The sequence below is a fragment of the Pontibacter ruber genome, assembly GCF_023630205.1.
In the GTDB taxonomy this organism is placed as follows: Bacteria; Bacteroidota; Bacteroidia; order Cytophagales; family Hymenobacteraceae; genus Pontibacter; species Pontibacter ruber.
Window position 1 is genome coordinate 406,337 of the sequence record NZ_JALPRR010000001.1, and the last position, 20,824, is coordinate 427,160.

A 20,824-nucleotide genomic window follows, 5' to 3' on the forward strand; every position below is an offset into this window, starting at 1 on the left:
TTTTGGCCGCTATCTTTTAACTTTATTTTAGAACTATGGCAGCGACCGGTAGTAGCGCAAGATCTTCGCTATTAGTACAGCTTAGTCCTTCGCGCAGCGCAAAAATTTCATTTACAGTACAGCTTATACTTACCTTGTTCTGGCTGGCCTGGGCTGTTATGTTGCTCACTACAGAAAACAGTGCCGACGGACAGAACTATCTGTATTACATTTTCTTCGGGTTGGCTTTGTTCTTCCTGGCTTATGTTGTGCTGCAAAATACGTCTGTGTTTGGCGTGCAGTCTTACATCGAGGTAACCCCGCAGTACATCGTACACAAGCAGGGCGTTTTCCGCACCAAGAACATCACCGCCATACCTGACGTGGAGACCGTACACATTTCGCCTCTGGCACTGCGCATTACCGAACGTTCCGGAAACAAAATATACTTAGACCTGAAGCAGGTGCGTAAGCGGCGTGACCTGGAGAAGATCAAAAACAAGATTCGTGAAATGGCTCCGGTGTATGGCTTCCAGGTTACGGAAGCTCCTGCAAACAGGTAGTGAGCTATTCCACCTATAAAACTAGGAGCGCCATACTTAGCTAAGTATGGCGCTCCTAGTTTTATAGGTGGGTTATACTTTCCGCCGTTGTTGCTTGTTCACACTTTAGCGGCCGCTGTGCTTGCTAGTGAAAACACACAGCAAGGGCAGCGGAGTTGGCTTAAGGCAGACCAAAATCTATACTTACTGCCTCCAAACAAAGAGGCCATACTTAGCAAAGTATGGCCTCTTTGTTTTTATACTTTATACTTGTTAACCCGCCTTGGACTTAAACTTCTTCTGAAGCTCCTGAATGCTGGCCTTGAATTTCTTATCGGTATCGATCATATCCGAAACCGTTTGCACCGAGTGGATTACCGTACTGTGGTCGCGGCCACCAAAGTGGTAACCGATGGACTTAAGTGAGTGGCTCGTAAACTCCTTGGCAAAGTACATCGCTACCTGACGCGCAGTCACGATCTCTTTTTTACGGGTTTTGGCTTTCAACGAATCCAGGCTCACCTGGAAATACTCGGCCACTGTTTTCTGAATGAAGTCCAGGTTTACCTCTGTCTCCACATCCTCGATGATGTGCTTCAGCGCCTGCTTGGCCAGTTCCAGGTCCACTTCCTTACGGTTCAGCGACGACTGCGCGATTAGCGAGATCAGCACGCCTTCCAGCTCACGCACGTTGGTATCCACGCTGTAAGCCAAGTACTCCACCACGTTGTCCGGAATGTCGATACCATCGCTCTGCATCTTCTTCTGAATGATGGCCATACGTGTTTCAAAATCCGGGCTTTGCAGGTCGGCGGTAAGGCCCCACTTAAAGCGGGACAATAGTCGCTCTTCCAGGCCTTTCAGATCGCGCGGCGGACAGTCGGAGGTCATCACGATCTGCTTGCCGGACTGATGCAGGTGGTTAAAAATGTGGAAGAACATTTCCTGCGTCTTCTCTTTTCCGCTCAGGAACTGCACGTCGTCGATGATCAGGATATCTACCAACAGGTAGAAGTTGGCGAAATCCTGCACGTTATTCGTCTTCAGGGATTCGATGAACTGGTTCACGAACTTCTCCGACGACACATACAATACAAATTTCTCAGGGTTGCTGTTTTTGATGTGGTTGCCAATGGCCTGCACCAGGTGCGTTTTGCCAAGTCCCACACCGCCATACACCATCAGCGGGTTAAAGGAAGTCGTGCCCGGTTTGTTGGCCACAGCATAACCTGCCGAGCGCGCTAAACGGTTACAGTCTCCTTCGATGTAGTTTTCAAAGGTATAAGTCGGATTGAGCTGCGAGTTCAGAAAGTTACGGTCGATGGTCTTCGACTCGAACGGACTCTTGATAAAGCTTTGCTCCGGTTTATAAGAATTAACGACAGCTGCCGGTATCTTCTTGGTAGGAATATTAACCGTCTGAGGTTTGTTTACCTCGTTGCCACGGTCAACGATAATAGAATATTCTAACCTGCCTTCACTACCCAACTCCTGGTATATGACCTTTTTTAACAGGCCTACATAGTGCTCTTCCAGCCATTCGTAGAAGAATTGGCTGGGCACTTGTATGGTCAGAACACCGTCGCGCAGGGATATAGGTTTTATCGGCTGAAACCAGGTTTTAAAACTTTGCTCACCAATATTTTCCTTAATTACCTGTAAACAGTTATTCCATACAGTAGAACAGTCTTTAATCATCCAGTTTTCCAAAACTCACTAGATTCGTTTTGTGTTAAACAAACCTCTCCTTAATTGGCAGGGGGTCACAAATTTGCTTAATTATTTCTAAACAAAAAATTATTTATTCACGAAGTTAATACAGGGTTATCCACAGGCAGAATGGCCGTTTTAACATTGGCTTTTTCCTTGGTGCGTCGGTCAAACGTAAAGTCGATTCGTCCTAAAAAAATGCCCGACCAGCCTACCTGGTTGATCATGGTATCAAGCCCGGTAGCAGCATGGCGCACCACTTCCGGCTGGTCCAGGAAAGTATGGGTATGGCCGCCCAGGATCAGGTCGATGCCGCTTACCTGTTGCGCCAGTTTACGGTCGTCTATTTTCTGGTCTTCGTAGCTATAGCCCAGGTGTGAGAGGCAGATCACGAGGTGGCACTTCTGGTTCTGGCGCAATTCCTGCACCATCTCTTCTGCCACCTTTACCGGGTCCAGGTACACAGTTTCACCGTAGTTGTTTTTGCTCACCAGCCCTTCCAGCTCGATGCCCAGTCCAAACACCCCGATGCGCACGCCTTCTTTCTCAAAAATCTTGTAAGGCTGAAAACGATCTTTCAGGAGGGTGTTGGAGAAGTTATAGTTGGCCGACAGGAATGGGAAACCGGCATGCGGCAGCATTTTCTCCAGCCCCTTCAGCCCGTTATCAAAGTCGTGGTTACCGAGGGTTGCCGCATCATACTTCATCTGGGTCATGAGTTTATACTCTAATTCGCCGCCAAAGAAGTTGAAGTAGGGCGTGCCCTGCCAGATGTCGCCGCAATCGAGCAGCAGCACGTTGGGCTCCTGCTTACGGATACTCTCGATCAGCGATTTACGGCGGGCCATGCCGCCCATACCGCCATACTTGCGCCCGTCGTCCGGAAATGGGTCGATGCGCGAGTGCTGGTCGTTGGTGTGCAGGATGGTTAATTTTATACTTCGGGCTGCTTCCGCAGAGAACGGGAAACCCAGCAGGCTGATACCCGCCGCTCCCACAGCCGATGTTTTGATAAAGTCTCTTCTCTTCATGGTTGGCTATACTTAAGGGAGGACGGTCACACGTTTTTTGGAATCGGCTACAACAGGTTTGCCGGCAGCCGTTAGCTGGCGGATCTGCTGCAGGATGGCATCTCGGAGCAGCAGGCCCACATTCTCCGTTTTTATGGCATCCTTCAGCATGTTCAGGTTATCGCCGCCACCGGCCAGGTAGTTGGAAGTTACCAGGGTATAAGTCCGGCTCGGGTCAAATGGCTTGCCTTTTATTTTGATATCAGTTGCCTTGCCGTTTTGCACTGTGTAGGTAGCGTTACCGATGGGGGCGTTCTTATTAGCAGCGGCATAGTCGAACAATTGCTTTACCGTTTCACCTTTCAGCGTCAGTACCAGCAGCTCGTTTTCGAAGGGCATCAGTTCGAACACATTGCCTGTTGTTATCTTTCCTTCCGGCAGCGGTACACGCAAGCCGCCGTTCGTGGTCAGCGATAGGTCGATGGGTTTGCCGTACAGCGGCTCGCTCTGCGCCAGTTGCAGGTCTACCACAAAGTTACCCAGCGGCGACTCGTAGTCTCCTTTGCTCAGGGCTACCGGCGCTGTGCCCACCACTTCCGACATTTTGGTAGTTACCTGCACGCGGTATGGTTCTATCAGGGCTTCGGTCTGAACGTCGGCGGTGATGGTTTTATCTACCGGTACATCGGTCGTGCTCAGGCTGGGCGATGCCTGCCAGGTGCGCTGACAGGAAGCCAGACCAAGCACCAGCAACAGGCCGGCTATCATTTGGGTGAAGTTCCGTTTCATGTACTTGTGTTGATTCTAGCGCAAAGGTACCAGCCTGCGCAACAGCAACCAAACACTGCAAAGGCTTGCGTTGAAAGGATAACCTAATACAAAAGTTTATTGCACTATTCAAAGCAACAACTTACTAAAAATCAAGTTTTTATAGTATCTTCACCACAACCCACACCTATACTATGAAAATAAGATATTTACTCCTTTCGCTGGCACTCCTGCTGCTCATTCCGCTTGCTGGCAAGGCCACGCACATCAGTGGCGGTTATTTCAGTTACACCGTCGATCCACAGAACCCGCTGAAGTATAAATTCACGTTCACGCTTTTCGATAATGACCAATCGCCGGCTGATGATCCGCAGATACAGGTCAGCATGGGTGATATGAACAAGGTAGTTGCACCCCGGATCAGGATCATCCCCTATTATAATAATACCGAGCTTTCTGTATACGAATGGGAATACACGTACCAGCAGCCCGGCGATTACCTAGTTTACTGGAACGGCATTTTCAGAAACGGAGGAATGGTCAACGTAGCCGGACCATCAGATTTTCTGTCGCAGTTCATCCACACCCGAGTGCAGGCCCGGCTTGTCAGTAGGAACAACCACAGCGTCAGGACCCTTGTACCTGCACCGTTCGAGGCCTTCCTTGGAGAACCTTTCAAGATTAACATGCTTGCCTATGATGCCGATGGTGATGAGCTTTATTATCAGCTGGTGCCGAGCCAATATCTGGATAAAAATGGCATACCACGTGACTTGCCCGGCTACCGTATCCCAGCGGGGATGAGCATAAATCAGGCTGGCGAACTGAAATGGGAAAATCCGGCTATAAAAGGCCCGTATGCCATTTCTGTGAAAATTACGGAATACAGAAACCAGGTACCCATTGGTTATACCATAGTGGATATAAACCTGAGTGTGCTGGAAAGAGGACAACCCAGAGGGGATTGGAGCAACACGAACACCGTGCACCCGCGGGTTAGCCTGGTTAATCAGAACCGCCTGACCTTTGACAGCAACGGGTTTGTCCGTGCCAAAGCAGACCAACCGCTTAAGCTGGAATTTTATGTAGAAAAGGCTCCCAACAGCACCAACTCTGCGCTCAGTGCCAGGCAATTCAGCGACATCGACACGCTTGACCTGGCTGCGCCGACAATGGCCGTGCGGGATTCTGCCAACGGCCTGGCGGTAACAGTACGGCTCAATCCGACTCCGGATATAAAACCTTCTTATCTCTATACGATAGGTCTTCGTGGCGCCACGCGCATCTCAAATTATATCAGGTATGATTACGGCTGGGATTTTGTGAGCTTTTACTATGGCGAACTGCAATTGCCTACTGCTGCGGCTGATGAAATACCGAAAAACAAGCGAGTAGTGTACCCTAACCCGGTACGGCAGGAATTTACAGTAGAAGCTACAGGTCCCTCTACCCTGCTGCTTTATTCTGCAGAAGGCAGACTCGTACACCGGTTCCACCTTACAGCAGGCAAAAACGAGTTGACGAAACCGGCAGCACTTGCCCCCGGGCTTTATACGTACCGCATCATGCGCCAAGGCAATTTAAGCCAAGCAGGCAAAGTTTTGTTGCAGTAACGGTATACTTCTATGCCGGGCGGTTTTTATTTCAATTTACCATTGCTATATTTATACTTTCATCAAACATATTTCCATGAAAGCACCTGTACTCACCTGTGCTGCGGCGGCACTTTGCTTTTTCTCCTTTTCTGAAGCAAGTGCCCAGTCCAGCACCACTACTACCAGAATCCCCACTTACATTGGCACCCTTTCTTCGGAGTCAGGCTCCACTTTTGGTAATTTCCGCACAGTAGACCTCAACTCAGCCGACACCAATGCTCCTACCGTTGTAGGCAATACCTTCCTGACAGACAACTGGTGCGCCGGTTCTATTTACATTGCTCCCAACCAGCTGCTCGAAACACCTAAGTTTAAGTATGACATCGAGAACAACCAGATCCTGCTGAATACTTCCACTAAAAAGCCTAAGCCTGATCAGGCCGATAATCCGGAAGATTTGCGCGTAATCAACGGAGTGCAGGTGCTGGCTTTCGAGATCAATGATCCGGTTCAGGGAAAAAGAGGCTTTGTGAGCAGTATAAATTCTGGCTATACCCTGCAGGGTGCCCCTGCCCCAGGCTTCCTGGAGGTGCTGGCAGATGGCAACATGTACCTGTACCGAAAAGTGGAAACATCCTTGTTAAAAGCAAATTATAACATTGCCTTGAATGCAGGTGAGAAAAGAGATCGTATTGTGAAGAGAGAAGTATACTTTCTGCGCAAGGATGGTAGCAAGGAACTGATACCAGTTAGCAGGAATAAAAAAGAAACACTGGCAGCCTTCGATAAGCAGGCACAGGTAGAGAAGTTCGCGACCGACAATAAAGTAAAATTCAATAACGCCGATGACCTCACGCAGTTGGTTACCTACTACAACTCGCTTCAATAAAATATCCTGAATGCAAAAAGAGCCGGCGTTGAGCCGGCTCTTTTTATACTTTTATACTTCAGGCTACTGCACTTTTTTGCTTTTCCCTTCCATGTAGTTCAGTGTCAGGTGCGTTAAGGTTTTTACTCCCAGCTTCATGCCGCTTTCGTCAATTACAAAGTCCGGGGTATGGTGCGGCGCTACCTCTTCCGGTTTTTTGCCTTTCTGCATGCCTCCTACAAACACAAAAAGTCCCGGTATCTTTTCCTGGTAAAAAGCAAAGTCCTCGGCGCCCATCACGGCTTTGGTGTGGATCACATTATCGTTGCCAGCAATGGTCTGCAGAACAGGTAACATTCTCTCAGTCAGGGCCGGGTCGTTATAGGTAACCGGCGTTTGCGGGATTATACTTACCTCGGCTGTAGCACCGGCGCTTTCTGCTATTTTGGTAGCAGTAAGCTTGATCTTTTCGTGTATGGCTTTCTGCGTCTCCGGGCTCATGGTACGGATGGTGCCTTCCATCTGCACCTCTTCCGGAATAATGTTATTGCGCACGCCACCGTGTATACTTCCTACCGTTACCACAGCGGCATCTTCGGTTAGTTCCGTCTGGCGGCTCACAATGGTTTGCAGGCCGTTCACGATCTGGGCAGACACCACGATTGGGTCGATGCCATCCCAGGGGTAGGCGCCGTGCACCTGCTTGCCTTTTACTTTTATGCGGAAGATGTCGGCGCTGGCCATGGTGCCGCCTGGTCTGTACTTCAGTTTGCCCACTTCCGTTTGGGAGTTGATGTGCAGGCCGAAGATCACTTCCGGCTTTGGTCCTTTCTCGAGCACGCCCTCTTTTACCATCAGGTAAGCGCCTCCCTCCTCGCCTACCGGAGAGCCTTCCTCGGCCGGCTGGAAGATAAATTTCACGGTGCCTTTCAGGTCATTTTTCATACTGGAGAGCACCTCGGCTGTGCCCAGCAGCATGGCGATGTGGGTATCGTGGCCGCAGGCATGCATCACGCCTACATCCTGCCCGTTGTAGGTACTTTTTTCTTTTGAAGCAAAAGGCAGGTTGGCACGCTCCGTTACCGGCAGTCCGTCGATATCAGCACGCAGCGCAACTACCGGTCCTGGTTTGCCGCCTTTCAGGATACCGACCACGCCCGTTTTGGCCACGCCGGTTTGTACTTCCATCCCCAGCGACTTCAGGTGCTTGGCAATTTTTTCAGCAGTCTTAGTCTCCTTGTTTCCCAGTTCCGGGTACTTGTGGAAGTCGCGGCGCCACTCGATCACTTTGGGTTCTACTTTATCAGCCATGGTGTTGGCCTTTGCCAGCAGTTTGCCATCCTGAGCCAGAGCAGGAAACGATGCCAGCAACCCAAGTCCAAGGCAAAGGGGCAGCACCCGGTTTTTGAAAGTATGATTGTTCTTCATTTTCAGATGTTTTTAGTGTAGCTAACTATAAATCTACAGATTTTCCGGGAAATGCAAACACAGGAGATTTAAGAGTTTTGAGTTATCTTCCAACCACCCCTTACCCACCTTGTCTAAGGAGGGGAGCTTTGGCTGTTGCTATACTTCAAAGTATAAGTTTCATAGTTGCTGCAGGTCATCCCCCTACCCCCTTCAAAGGGGAACTTTTGCTACTGCCCTTCTCTTTATTTTGTCATCTTGAAAGGATCTTGTTTGCGGAAGCAGCAGCCTTTGCAATAACACCTCCCTGCCCTCCTCAAGGAGGGAGTTTCTGCTACTGCTATTGTTCAAGTATAAATTTCATTGCTACAGCTATCCCACGGGCAAGTCGCGACCTGTCCCTACAAATGGTTCCGGTTGCATAGCAGCTTACGAAGCAGTGTCGTTTCCAGTCCTTGGGTTGAGCGCCTTCTGGGTTTCCGGTGCCACGACAGTGGCAGCCGTTAGGCAGGAAAGCTAGACAGCGCGATGCCCGAGGACGAGGCCACGCGGCCCTGAGCGCACCAAAGCCAGAGATGAAACGAGTAGCTAGTAAGACTGAGGAATACAAGCAGCTACGAAGCAAAGGCTTGCCAGCCATTAGTATAAACAACAGCTATAAATAGTAGCAGATTTCTCGCTGTGCTCGAAACGACGCCAAATACTCTTTCCTCGTACAACACAGTATGCTCCAAAAATGGAAAGAGACTGTCCGGAAACTAAAAGAGGACATTTATACTTTGTACCTCGCCTCAGGCGACCCCAGAATACCTTTTATGGCAAAGGCTGTAATGGTGCTCACCGTTGCCTATGCCTTCAGCCCTATCGACCTGATCCCCGATTTTATACCTGTACTTGGTTACCTCGACGACCTGGTGCTCCTGCCGTTAGGCATTTGGCTGTCTATAAAGCTGATCCCGAAGGAAGTACTGCAGGAGTACCGCGCCAAAGCAAAGCAGCAGCTGCTCATCCGTAAAACAAACTACTACATGGCTGCCGCTATTATCATACTCTGGCTCCTGCTCGGTTACTGGATGTACCAGACCTGGTTTGCCAATATCCGGGAACAATAGCACATAAAAACAGGCGCCATTGGCTTACTTAACTTCAAAACCGTAAAGTATAAAATTCTATCTTTACAAGAAATTATTCCTTTAGATGATGACGGACGAGAAAAATACTCCGCAGAAACTATTCTCGGAATTTGCCCCTGCCACCGCAGCCGATTGGGAAGACCGAGCGCGCAAAGACCTGCGCGACACCCTGCTCGAGAGCCTGACCTGGCATACCTACGAGGGTATCCACATAAAGCCATACTTTACCAGAGAAGACATACAAAGCCTGCCTTTCGTTACGCAGAAGCCCGGTGACTTTCCGTTTCTGCGCGGCCGCAAGACCAGCGAAAACAGCTGGCTGAACATACAGCAGATCACGGCAGAAGGCGACGGCGCAGCCGCTATCAGCAAAGCAGCCGACGCGTTGAACAGAGGCGCCGACGGCATACACTTCATAATAAAGCAGCACGAGCAGTTTGATGTGACCAACCTGGTTAACACCATCGACCTGAGCAAACATACTGTCAGCTATACTCTCAGCTACAGCCCTGATATTTTTATCAGGCGCCTGTACACGCACCTGGAGCAAAAGCAGGTATCGCACCGCAACCTGCAGGGCTTCGTGAACTACGACCCGATCACGATCAAAAGCACGCTGGAAAAGGACGAGAACGAGGCCATTGTGCAGGTGCTCGACCTTACCAAAGACAGCCCGGAGTTTTACGGCGTTACCGTAAATGGCACCAGCTTCAGCAGCCTTGGAGCTTCTACGGTACAGGAAATAGCTTATACGCTAAGTGCTGCCGTATCCTACATCGACAGGCTTACTGATGCCGGTCAGCCCTTGGAGTCGGTGCTGCGTAACATGCAGTTCCACATGGCTTCCGGCACTAATTACTTCTTCGAGATCGTGAAGCTGCGCGCCCTGCGCCTGCTGTGGGCATCGGTGGTTGAGGCGTACCAGGCAGAACCGGCACTGGCTGCCCTGCTACGTATTCACAGCACTACTTCCAGCTGGTACCAGACCACGTTGGACCCATACGTGAACATGCTGCGCGTAACTACCGAGGCCATGTCGGCAGTTATTTCGGGCTGCGACTCGCTTACCGTTTCGCCTTTCGACAGCACCTTCCGCCAGTCGGATGAGTTTTCGGAGCGCATTGCCCGCAACGTATCCATTATACTTAAAGAAGAAGCATACTTAGACAAGGCCATCGATCCGGCCGCAGGCTCTTATTACCTGGAGTCGCTGACCAACGAACTGGCAGCCAAAGCCTGGAACCTGTTCCGGGAAGTGGAGGCAAAAGGAGGCTTTGAACAAGCTTACAGGAGCGGCTTTATTCTTGGCTCCATCACCGATGTAAGCCGCCAGAAGTTCCGGAATATTGCTACTGGCCGCGATGTGCTGGTAGGCACCAACAAATATCCAAACCCTAAAGAGACGATCGACTTTGATCCGGAAGAACTGATCCAGAGCGCCGACTTCGACACCACCCGCGCTGCTTATCCTACCGAGGTAATGCGCATGGCTACCGAACTGCACCTGCGCAAGCGCAAGCGCCGTCCGAAAGCGATTGTAGCCGTGATCGGTAATTCGGAGCAGCGCCAGGTAAACGCCTCTTTTGCGCAGGAGTTCTTCAGCTGTGCCGGTTTCGATACCGATGTACAACATTATACTGCCGTAGAAGAAGCAGCCGATAAATTGCAGCATGCAGCTGCCGAAGTGCTGGTTGTATCGTCTTCAGAAGCAGCTTATGTGCGTGAGTTCGGTCCACGGCTCCGTAACTACCATGCAAAGCCAACTATCATTCTGGCAGATGATCCGCAGTCGATGAAAGAAGAAATGCTGGCCAACGGCTACGATGAGCTTATCTTCGAAGACTGCGATATGAAGAGCATTCTGGAGCTGGTTCATAAGAGACTGCACGGGGGTAATGACGGGAGTAATGACTGAATTAGTGAATGAGTGATTGAGCGAATGTTTTTTCACTTGAAAACTCATTTTAAACTATAAAAAGTATGACCGGATTTTGATGAGGAATGAATTGAAAAGTATTATTCACTCATTCACTCAATCACTCAATCACTCAATCAAAATTGAAATATGAAGCCTGACTTTTCTAAAATAGATATAAACAAGGTTGCCTCGGCAGCGCATGGACCGAAAGACCCGCTGCAGCCGAAGACCTGGAAAACGCCGGAGCAGATAAAGGTGAAGAGCTTTTATACTTCGGAAGATGCCGCACACTTCGAGCACCTGGACTTTGCTGCCGGTCTGCCGCCTTACCTGCGCGGCCCCTACAGCACCATGTATGTGCAAAAGCCCTGGACCATCCGCCAGTACGCCGGTTTCTCTACCGCTGAAGAATCGAACGCCTTCTACCGCCGTAACCTGGCAGGCGGACAAAAAGGACTTTCGGTAGCTTTCGACCTGGCCACGCACCGCGGCTACGATTCCGATCACCCGCGTGTAGTAGGTGACGTAGGCAAAGCCGGTGTCGCCATCGACTCGGTCGAAGACATGAAGATCCTCTTCGACCAGATTCCGCTGAACGAGATGTCGGTGTCGATGACGATGAACGGTGCTGTGCTGCCGATCATGGCCTTTTACATCGTGGCCGCCGAAGAGCAGGGCGTAAAGCCGGAGCAGCTGAGTGGTACCATTCAGAACGACATCCTGAAGGAGTTTATGGTGCGAAACACCTACATCTACCCGCCGGAGCCAAGTATGAAGATCATCGCCGACATCTTTGAATATACTTCTCAGAACATGCCGCGCTTCAACTCCATTTCCATCTCGGGTTACCACATGCAGGAGGCCGGCGCCACCGCCGATATTGAACTGGCTTATACTTTAGCAGATGGCCTGGAGTATGTGCGCACTGGTCTGAAGGCAGGTATGGACATCGATGATTTTGCGCCTCGTCTGTCGTTCTTCTGGGCCATCGGCATGAACCACTTTATGGAAATTGCCAAGATGCGGGCCGCCCGTATGCTGTGGGCCAAGCTCCTGAAGCAGTTCAACCCGAAGAATCCGAAATCACTGGCGCTGCGCACGCACTGCCAAACATCGGGCTGGAGCTTAACCGAGCAGGACCCATTCAACAACGTAACCCGCACCTGCGTGGAAGCCTTAGCAGCTGCCCTGGGTGGTACGCAAAGCTTGCACACGAACGCCCTGGATGAGGCCATTGCCCTGCCAACCGACTTCTCAGCGCGTATTGCCCGTAACACGCAGATCTACCTGCAACAGGAAACGAACATTACCAAAGTAGTGGACCCTTGGGGCGGCTCTTACTATGTAGAGGCCCTGACGCACGAGCTCGCACACAAAGCATGGGCGCTGATCGAGGAAGTGGAAGAACTGGGCGGCATGGCCAAAGCCATCGAGACTGGTCTGCCAAAAATGCGCATCGAAGAAGCTGCTGCCCGCAAGCAGGCCCGCATCGACTCCGGCAAAGACATTATTGTAGGTGTGAACAAGTACCGCCCGTCGCAGGAGCAGGAAATCGAAATCCTCGACATTGACAACACGGCTGTACGTGAGTCGCAGCTGCGCAGGCTGGCACAGGTAAAGGAAAGCCGCAACAACGAAGCGGTGCAGGAGGCCCTGAAGGCGCTGACCTGGGCGGCGGAGTCCGGCGAAGGCAACCTGCTGGAGCTGGCGGTTAAGGCTGCCCGCCACCGTGCTACCCTGGGCGAGATATCTGACGCTTTGGAAAAAATTTACGGTAGACATAAAGCTGTGATCCGATCTATTTCAGGCATTTACTCTGCAGAGCTCTCCGACGACGAGAACTTTGAGCGTGCCAAAGCACTGGCAGACGAGTTTGAGGAGTTGGAAGGCCGCAGACCAAGAATCATGGTAGCCAAAATGGGCCAGGACGGCCACGACCGCGGCTCCAAAGTAATCGCCACTTCCTTCGCCGACCTCGGCTTCGACGTAGACATAGGACCGCTGTTCCAGACACCAGCCGAAGTTGCCATGCAGGCCGCCGAAAACGACGTGCACGTGGTGGGTGTTTCGTCGCTGGCAGCCGGCCACAAAACACTGGTACCGCAGCTCATCGAAGAGCTCCGCAAGCTCGGCCGAGACGACATCATGGTGATCGTAGGCGGTGTGATCCCTGCCCAGGATTATGACTTCCTCTTCAAGGCAGGCGCTGAAGGTGTGTTCGGACCGGGCACCATCATCTCGGTTGCTGCCCAGAATATACTGGAGAAGCTGATCAAGCGGGTGGAGGCGTAAAGGCTAACTAATAGAACAAAAAAGCTGCAGTTGATAAAGATCAGCTGCGGCTTTTTTGTTTTATACTTGGCGCGGAGCTTAGCTCCGTGACAAAGTATAAAAGCGAATCTGAGATTCGCATAGGTTCAGTTTATAATTCACGCGAATCAGAGATTCGCTTTTATACTTTGTCACGGAAGTGACTTCCGCGCCAGAAGTGTAACTATAACTTTATACTTTCCGTGCTTTACAGCATGAGCGATAAGTATAAGGCCAATGATCCGGCAGGAATCTACTTTATTACTTTTTCAGTCGTACAGTGGGCTGATGTTTTTACGCGTAGGGAATATTGTGAAATCATCTGTAATAGCCTTGCCTATTGTCTGAAAGAAAAGAACCTTACCCTATATGCCTGGTGCATCATGACAAATCATCTGCACCTGATCTGCTCCTCTCCTATGCTTGCCAGCACCATCAGAGACTTCAAAAAGTATACAGCTAAAGAGCTTTATAGAGCTATTCAGCAGAACCCACAGGAAAGTAGAAAAGGCTGGCTTAGCTGGCTAATAAAATCTGGAGGAGAATTGAGTTCGAAGCATGAGGAGTATAGGTTTTGGCAACCCGGTTATCATCCTATATTGCTGGACAATAATGCTCTAGTGGATCAGAAGCTGGATTATCTCCACCGCAACCCAGTTACAGCAGGTTTTGTGGAGGAGCCAGAGCACTGGTTTTACAGCAGCGCCCGAGATTATGCTGGTGATCATGGCCGGCTTCCCATCACATTCATCCAATAGATTATATAGAGCGCAGAAGTCACTTCCATGCCTGCTAATAAAAGCCATCTTTGATTCCTGCTCAAAACAACTCACCTACCCCCACCACAAATCCCGTATAACGGTTAATTCATGCTTCGGCAGGAAGAGTAACTGTTTTATCACCAAAAACTGAACACTATGAAAATAAAATCGATAGCAATAGCGGCAATTGTACTGGCTTGTTCCACTTTTACACTTACCTCCTGTAACACCGAGCAAAAAGAAGCGCCGGATGAAAGGTCGATAGAAGGAGATACACACGAAGGAAACGAACTAGGGCTGGATAACGCTGCTGACACAACGGGCGGTACTACTGATACAACCGGAACAAACTAGTAAGCAAACCTAAGAGCATACTGCCTGCCACTGCTACTACAGAGAAAACGGTAGCTGTGGCAGGCATTCTTTTTAGAAAGTAAAATTCTCCTCCAATACATCAGGTATGTTCTGTTTGTAGATTCTGCTGCTTTGCAACACAGCCTTCAATTCAGTAGAAGCCTGGCTACTTCTGTTTCCACAAGTATAACTTTATACTTACCTTCACGAAAACAACTCCTGAGTATATTATGGCCTCAGCTTTTGCACATGCGCTGGTAGCAGTTGCTGTCGGTAAAACATACCCCCGCACGTATACTTCACTAAAGTTCTGGCTGCTGGGTATGCTGTGCACCATCATTCCGGATGCTGATGTGGTGATGTTCAGGTTCGGAGTGCCGTATGAGCATCTGTTCGGGCACAGGGGCTTTTCGCACTCGCTGGTATTTGCCTTGCTGTTAGGTATAATGGTTACAGCTGTGTTTTACAAAAGTACAAGCCTGACAAGCCGGAAGGGCCTGTTCTACATCCTGTTCTTTACGCTCTGCACCGCCTCCCATATCCTGCTGGATGCCTTAACCAACGGCGGATTAGGCGTTGCTGTATTTGCTCCATTAGATAATACGCGCTACTTCCTTCCCTGGCGCCCCATACAGGTGTCTCCTATCGGGGTTGGCAACTTCTTCAGCGAGTGGGGCTGGCGTGTTATCAAAAGCGAAATGGTGTGGGTAGGTTTGCCCTCGGCAGTTTATATTCTTTTCACTTCACTCTTTAAATCAAAGGCTGTTCAAGACAAAAGCTTGAAAGCCTAAACTTATCTTGCCATGAAATTAAAATACATCCTCATACTTATATCGGCTATACTTATCGGCTACTTCGTTTACGACTCCTTCTCTCAACCCAGTGTAGATGACCTGAAAGGCGATTTCAAAGAAACGGCCTTTTACCGCAATGAGAACAATACCGGCCCTATTGTCAGGATTTATGCTGTAACCGTGTCGGATACGCTGTGGCAGGAGATGGAGCAGTATGGCAACTACATGCCGCACACCAAGTATGGCAACACCAAAGTATGCTTCTTTCTGAAAGATCAGCCGGCACCGCAGCAACTACAGCCGGGTACAAATAGCTTTGATCCAAAGTATAATTCATATTGTATTGCCCGGTACGAAAAGGATGCCATGGGACAGGTATCCTTTAAGAAGCGTCCTTTCCAGCAGTAAAACAACATTTACAGCCCTCTGCTGCAGCCTCTCTCTACAAGGGCGCGAAGCAAAATCTGGTACACCACGTCAGCGACAGACGGTTTATAACCGTACAATAGCAACATGTATAATCAAATGTTGATAATGATGAGAAAACACTGGATTTCAATGATAGCAACCGGAGCCCTTTGCTCCTCTCTGGCCTTCACCTCCTGCAGTCCTGGCGATAACACCGAAATGCCACCGGAGTCTACCCATGGCAATACCCAGGAAACAGGCGTTGAAGGCACCGGCGATCTGCCCGGAACAGGCACCTCGGATACCCTGAGCACCAACGCAACCGGAACCGGAACAGACAGCACAGGCACCACAACCGGCAACACCTCCGGTACTACTTCGGGCAGTGGCGCAACTACATCTGGCGGCACTACCAGCAGAACCACATCCGGATCGACTACTTCTACCACCTCCGGCGACTTCGGGACCACTACTACCGGATCGGGCTCTACTACAGGTGGCACAACAAACTAATAATGCATTTTCAGTATAAAAGGAGGCTGGTTTACGCTTGCCTCTTTTTGTACCTGATTACAGAGCATAAAACCCGAAACAATAAAATCATTGGCTCCCATTGCAGGAGCAACATACGGCTACTGGCAAAGCTAAAATCATACTACCTGGCAAGTCGCTAAGGCTTTGCCCGTCTTTTGTACAACTTTTATGCAGCAGTAAGCATATAGTTGGATAGAAAAAATTTTCATCTTTCTGGCAACGAACACTGCTGTTATGAAGCATAATCTCCTATATTTGGCTCAAAGACCTCATAAACTTTTTTTCAACTTTTTGCCACTAGTAATCGGCCGGCTTCTCCGCCTGCCGATCCATTACCTTATGAGCCAGATAGTACCGGCTGCCCAACAGGCAGCCAATAAAAGCGCATACCCATTACTGCTCTTCTGCCTGCTCTGGGCCAACCACCCTTTGCTTGCACAGCATCACCCGGAAGAGGATCTGGGCGAATTATTCACCGAAGTACAGCTACAAGCAGTTTTCCCGGATTCCAAAACATTCCCGGACTGTGTTCCACTGGCTTCTCCGGAGCAGATTCTGCAGGCGTACCGGCAGCAGAAGAACCAGCCAGGATTTGATCTGAAAGCTTTTGTGCTGCAGCATTTTCAGCTGCCACCTGAGCTGGCAACCAACTTTAAGACCGACACCACCCTTTCCGTAACACAGCATATAGCAAAGCTTTGGCCGGTACTTACCCGCGAGCCCAGCACCGAGGCAGGTTCGCTCCTGCCCTTGCCTAACGCGTACGTAGTGCCTGGAGGTCGCTTCCGCGAAATTTACTACTGGGACAGCTATTTTACCATGCTGGGGCTGCAGGTGAGCGGCAGAACCGACCTGATCCAAAGTATGGTGGATAACTTCACGCACCTGATCAACACGGTGGGCCACATCCCGAACGGCAACCGCAGCTATTACATCAGCCGCTCGCAGCCACCTTTTTACGCCCTGATGCTGCGTGTGCTTGCCAAAGAAAAAGGTGTGGATGTACTTAAGGATTATGCCCCTGCCCTGCGCCGCGAGTATGACTTCTGGATGATCGGAGCCGAAACGTTGACTGCTACCAATCCAGCCCATCGGCGGGTGGCGCGCCTGCCGGACGGAACTATACTTAACCGTTACTGGGACGACCGCCCTGCTCCCCGCCCGGAAGCTTACAAAGAAGACGTACACATTGCCACTGCTTCGGGCCGAAACCCAGAGGAAGTATACCGCAACATCCGGGCTGCAGCTGAGTCGGGCTGGGACTTTAGCAGCCGCTGGTTTGCCGATGGCAAAAGCCTGGAAACAATCCATACCACAGAGATCATCCCCATAGACCTGAATGCCCTCTTGTTTCACGTGGAGGTGACGCTGGCCGAAATGGCGGAACTGGAAGGCGACAAGGACGCAGAGAAGCTGTACAAGCAAAAAGCAAAAGCCCGCCGCAAAGCCTTGCTGAAATACTGCTGGAACGATGCCGATGATTTCTTCTACGACTACGATTTTGTAAAAGGCGCTACCACCAATGTACCGTCTTTGGCTGCTGTATACCCGCTGTACTTTTGCATGGCCCGCCGCTCGCAGGCACAGGCCGTTGCCCAACGCATCGAGGCCGATTTCCTGAAACCGGGCGGTGTGGTAACTACGCTCAATCCTACTACCCAGCAGTGGGATGCCCCGAACGGTTGGGCGCCGCTGCAGTGGATGACCATCCAAGGCCTCCGCAACTACAAACATAACCGCCTGGCAACTACCATCGCGGAGAACTGGGTGAGTCAGAACATCGATGTTTTTGAGCGCACAGGCAAGCTGATGGAGAAGTATAACGTGGAAGCCATTAACCTGCAAGCAGGCGGCGGCGAATACCCGAACCAGGATGGTTTTGGCTGGACAAATGGCGTGCTGCTGAAGCTCCTTTCCCTTTACCCGGAACTGCAGGAAATGAAGCAACAGGAGCCTGCCTTACACCAACGGTAAGTATACGTTCACGTATTGGCACTCTGTTTGCAATAGGCGCGTTATAGATATAACTACTGTAGCGTATATGATCAGATTTAAAAGTATAGCAGCGGCTGTTGCTCTTAGCCTAAGCAGCCTTGCAGCTTTTGCACAGGGCGAAACTGCCAACTGGTACTTCGGCAAAAATGCGGGCATTGCCTTCAAAGGCGACTCTGCTATTGCGCTTACCAACGGGCGCCTCATCACCGAGGAAGGCAGCGCTACCATCTCCGACAAGGACGGAAACCTGCTGTTTTATACCAACGGTATTACCGTCTGGAACCGAAACCACCGTGTAATGCCCAACGGCAACGGCCTGATGGGGCGTAATTCGTCTACGCAATCAGCGCTTATTATACCAAAGCCAGGCAATGACAGCATCTATTACATTTTCACCACCGATATTCAGGCCCAGTCGAACGGCATGCGCTACAACATCGTGAACATGACCAAAGACGGCGGCAACGGTGACTTGACCTCGAAAAACAACTTTATGATCGCGCCGGCCACTGAAAAGCTGACAGCAGTGCGCCACAGCAACAACCGCGACTGGTGGGTGATCGGGCACCGCTGGAACAGCAACGCCTACATGGCCTACTTGGTAAATGCGGAAGGCGTGGCTACTGAGCCTGTAATAAGCAGAGTGGGCACCATACACGGTGGCAACAACCGCAAAGCCATCGGCTACCTGGTACCCTCCCCGGACGGAACACGCCTGGCCGCCGCACTCTGGGACGATAAAAGCAACTTTGAAGTGTTACGATTTAACCGCAGCACCGGTGCAGTGACAGATCCTGTTCTTTTAACCGGCTTTGTAGAGGCGTATGGCGTTTGCTTCTCGCCCGACGGCACCAAGCTTTATGGTACAGTTAACGCCAAAGGAGGCGGCAAAGCACAGGTAGTACAATTCGACTTGAAGGCAGGCGATGCGGCAGCAATTACAAAATCGGCAGTAGTGGTCGGCAGCTCGGGCAGTCCACGTATAGGCGGATTACAGCTTGCTCCGGACGGGAAGATCTACATCGCCCGCAAAGACAACTACCACCTGGCTGTGATCGAGAAGCCGAATGCAGCAGGCAAAGCAGCTGGTTTCAAAGACGAAGGCTTCCGGCTGGCCGGTAAAAAAAGCGACCTGGGTTTACCGAACTTCCCGCAGGGCTTAGGCAAACAGGTTAAGTCTATGTCAAAGCAGTAACTATACTGTTCAAGTATAAAACAAGAAAGCCAGTTCTGTAAAGGAGCTGGCTTTCTTGTTTTGTAAAGTATAAGCTTCTGCAGAGAATTTGTGCCGCATATGGTGCGATAGCGTAATAAGTATAAATTTGTAAGGAAGAGCCTTTTTCTGTTACACACTTATACTTTGACCATTGGCAAAACGATTCAGCGCTGAAACTTATGTAGAAGGTATACTGGCCAGAGACCGGGTGATGCTGAGTCGCGCCATTACCCTTATCGAAAGTAAATTGCCCTCTGACCACGACCTGGCCCAGCAGGTGATTAATGCGGTGTTGCCACATGCCGGAGGTTCGGTTCGCATAGGTATAACCGGTGTACCCGGTGTAGGCAAAAGTACGTTCATCGAATCGTTTGGCAACTACCTGATTCAGGAGCAGGGAAAGAAGCTGGCCGTTCTGGCGATAGACCCTACCAGCCAACGCACCGGCGGCAGCATACTTGGCGATAAGACCCGCATGGAATTGCTGTCGATTAACCCGCAAGCTTTTATTCGCCCTTCTCCAGCAGGCAAATCCCTGGGTGGCGTTACCCGCAGCACCCGCGAAACCATTATACTTTGTGAGGCTGCCGGCTTCGACGCCATCGTTGTGGAGACAGTAGGTGTGGGCCAATCAGAAACGGCTGTGCACGCCATGGTGGACTTCTTTCTGCTGCTGATGCTGGCCGGTGCCGGCGACGAACTACAGGGCATCAAACGCGGCATCATGGAAATGGCCGATGCCATTGCCATCACCAAGGCCGACGGTGCCAATATCACCAAAGCAAAGGCTGCACGTGCCGAGTACCAAAGCGCCCTGCACCTCTACCCGATGAGCCACTCCGGCTGGTTACCTAAAGTGTCTGTCTGTTCGGCCCTTGAGCAAACCGGCCTCGACACCATCTGGCAAACCATTGCTGAGTACCTTCAACTGACACAACAGAACGGCTACTTCGATAAGAAACGCCGCAACCAAAACCTGCAGTGGATGTACGAAGCAATCCGTCAGGGCCTGGAAGAGAACTTTTACGCTCACCAAAAGGTGAAAGAGCAACTCCCAGGTATAGCCGAGCAGGTGAAAGAGGGTAAGAAATCCGCTTTTGCAGCAGCAGCGGAGTTGTTACGTTTGGTGTAGGGCTACTTAGTTAATTATGAATTATGAATTAGACATTATGAATAGCCTCCAGATGGCTGCCTGTCATTTCGAATAGGGTGAGAAATCTGATACGTGCAAAGTATAAATCCTCCCCTGCACCCCTCCCGAGAGGAGAATTTTACTATCAGTTACTATATTTCAAAGTATAAGTTCTGTAGCTGGAGGTGTCACCTCACCCTAGCCCTCTCCTGCCAGGAGAGGGGGCTTGGCTGTTGCTATACTTTGAAAGTATAAGTTTCATGGCTGCTGCTGTAACACCTCCCTGCCCTTCTCAAGGAGGGACTCCCGCTTTTACCACTTCAACCATTCCAGTTGCATAGCCGCTTACGAAGCAGTGTTGTTTCCAGTCCTTGGGTTGAGCGCCTTCTA

At 50.5% G+C, this 20,824-nt stretch carries 18 protein-coding genes; 14 read left to right on the forward strand and 4 right to left on the reverse strand.

Translation table 11 applies throughout. From position 1 onward, the window contains the following. Window positions 1–35: 35 nt before the first annotated feature. Complete coding sequence (locus MJ611_RS01645; protein WP_250427620.1) at window positions 36–542, forward strand: hypothetical protein; 507 nt, start codon at window positions 36–38, stop codon at window positions 540–542. Between the two features lie 252 nt (window positions 543–794). Here MJ611_RS01645 and dnaA read toward each other — a convergent pair whose 3' ends face one another. The 3 genes from dnaA to MJ611_RS01660 all read right to left on the reverse strand — a co-directional run bounded on the left by dnaA (window position 795) and on the right by MJ611_RS01660 (window position 4,030). Then, window positions 795–2,219, reverse strand: coding sequence for a chromosomal replication initiator protein DnaA (gene dnaA, locus MJ611_RS01650; protein WP_250427621.1), 1,425 nt, complete (start codon window positions 2,217–2,219; stop codon window positions 795–797). A gap of 107 nt (window positions 2,220–2,326) precedes the next feature. After that, window positions 2,327–3,262 (reverse strand): bifunctional metallophosphatase/5'-nucleotidase, encoded by a 936-nt coding sequence (locus MJ611_RS01655; protein WP_250427622.1) that lies wholly within the window; start codon window positions 3,260–3,262, stop codon window positions 2,327–2,329. A gap of 12 nt (window positions 3,263–3,274) precedes the next feature. Then, window positions 3,275–4,030 carry a 5'-nucleotidase C-terminal domain-containing protein gene (locus MJ611_RS01660; RefSeq protein ID WP_250427623.1) on the reverse strand — a complete coding sequence of 252 codons (756 nt, stop codon included), beginning with the start codon at window positions 4,028–4,030 and terminating at the stop codon, window positions 3,275–3,277. A 173-nt stretch (window positions 4,031–4,203) separates the two neighbouring features. On the opposite strand from MJ611_RS01660, the gene MJ611_RS01665 reads away from it, so the two are divergent. Both MJ611_RS01665 and MJ611_RS01670 read left to right on the forward strand, forming a co-directional pair. Then, window positions 4,204–5,622 carry a T9SS type A sorting domain-containing protein gene (locus MJ611_RS01665; protein WP_250427624.1) on the forward strand — a complete coding sequence of 473 codons (1,419 nt, stop codon included), beginning with the start codon at window positions 4,204–4,206 and terminating at the stop codon, window positions 5,620–5,622. A 76-nt stretch (window positions 5,623–5,698) separates the two neighbouring features. After that, complete coding sequence (locus MJ611_RS01670) at window positions 5,699–6,493, forward strand: hypothetical protein (RefSeq protein ID WP_250427625.1); 795 nt, start codon at window positions 5,699–5,701, stop codon at window positions 6,491–6,493. Window positions 6,494–6,556: 63 nt separating this feature from the next. On the opposite strand, the gene MJ611_RS01675 is transcribed toward MJ611_RS01670, so the two are convergent. Beyond that, a complete protein-coding gene (locus tag MJ611_RS01675; RefSeq protein WP_250427626.1) occupies window positions 6,557–7,900 on the reverse strand; it encodes an amidohydrolase in 1,344 nt (447 codons plus the stop codon). Window positions 7,901–8,604: 704 nt separating this feature from the next. On the opposite strand from MJ611_RS01675, the gene MJ611_RS01680 reads away from it, so the two are divergent. The 11 genes from MJ611_RS01680 (at window position 8,605) to meaB (ending at window position 20,434) form a co-directional block, all read left to right on the forward strand. After that, a complete protein-coding gene (locus MJ611_RS01680) occupies window positions 8,605–8,991 on the forward strand; it encodes a YkvA family protein (RefSeq protein WP_250427628.1) in 387 nt (128 codons plus the stop codon). 88 nt (window positions 8,992–9,079) lie between these two features. After that, a complete protein-coding gene (locus tag MJ611_RS01685; protein WP_250427629.1) occupies window positions 9,080–10,927 on the forward strand; it encodes a methylmalonyl-CoA mutase family protein in 1,848 nt (615 codons plus the stop codon). 150 nt (window positions 10,928–11,077) lie between these two features. After that, the gene (gene scpA, locus MJ611_RS01690; protein WP_250427630.1) at window positions 11,078–13,222 is read left to right on the forward strand and encodes a methylmalonyl-CoA mutase; all 2,145 of its coding nucleotides are present in this window, start codon (window positions 11,078–11,080) and stop codon (window positions 13,220–13,222) included. Window positions 13,223–13,455: 233 nt separating this feature from the next. Next, window positions 13,456–13,998 (forward strand): REP-associated tyrosine transposase, encoded by a 543-nt coding sequence (locus tag MJ611_RS01695; RefSeq protein WP_250427631.1) that lies wholly within the window; start codon window positions 13,456–13,458, stop codon window positions 13,996–13,998. A gap of 159 nt (window positions 13,999–14,157) precedes the next feature. Further along, window positions 14,158–14,355 carry a hypothetical protein gene (locus MJ611_RS01700; protein WP_250427632.1) on the forward strand — a complete coding sequence of 66 codons (198 nt, stop codon included), beginning with the start codon at window positions 14,158–14,160 and terminating at the stop codon, window positions 14,353–14,355. A gap of 230 nt (window positions 14,356–14,585) precedes the next feature. Then, window positions 14,586–15,146 carry a metal-dependent hydrolase gene (locus MJ611_RS01705; RefSeq protein ID WP_250427633.1) on the forward strand — a complete coding sequence of 187 codons (561 nt, stop codon included), beginning with the start codon at window positions 14,586–14,588 and terminating at the stop codon, window positions 15,144–15,146. A 12-nt stretch (window positions 15,147–15,158) separates the two neighbouring features. Then, window positions 15,159–15,557, forward strand: coding sequence for a hypothetical protein (locus MJ611_RS01710; protein ID WP_250427634.1), 399 nt, complete (start codon window positions 15,159–15,161; stop codon window positions 15,555–15,557). 150 nt (window positions 15,558–15,707) lie between these two features. Next, complete coding sequence (locus tag MJ611_RS01715; RefSeq protein WP_250427636.1) at window positions 15,708–16,070, forward strand: hypothetical protein; 363 nt, start codon at window positions 15,708–15,710, stop codon at window positions 16,068–16,070. A 360-nt stretch (window positions 16,071–16,430) separates the two neighbouring features. Continuing rightward, on the forward strand, window positions 16,431–18,065 hold the full coding sequence (treF, locus tag MJ611_RS01720) for an alpha,alpha-trehalase TreF (protein WP_250427638.1): 1,635 nt from the start codon (window positions 16,431–16,433) through the stop codon (window positions 18,063–18,065). A 67-nt stretch (window positions 18,066–18,132) separates the two neighbouring features. Then, on the forward strand, window positions 18,133–19,281 hold the full coding sequence (locus MJ611_RS01725) for a TolB-like translocation protein (RefSeq protein WP_250427639.1): 1,149 nt from the start codon (window positions 18,133–18,135) through the stop codon (window positions 19,279–19,281). A 172-nt stretch (window positions 19,282–19,453) separates the two neighbouring features. Further along, window positions 19,454–20,434 carry a methylmalonyl Co-A mutase-associated GTPase MeaB gene (gene meaB / locus MJ611_RS01730; protein WP_250427640.1) on the forward strand — a complete coding sequence of 327 codons (981 nt, stop codon included), beginning with the start codon at window positions 19,454–19,456 and terminating at the stop codon, window positions 20,432–20,434. The last annotated feature ends 390 nt before the right edge of the window (window positions 20,435–20,824 follow it).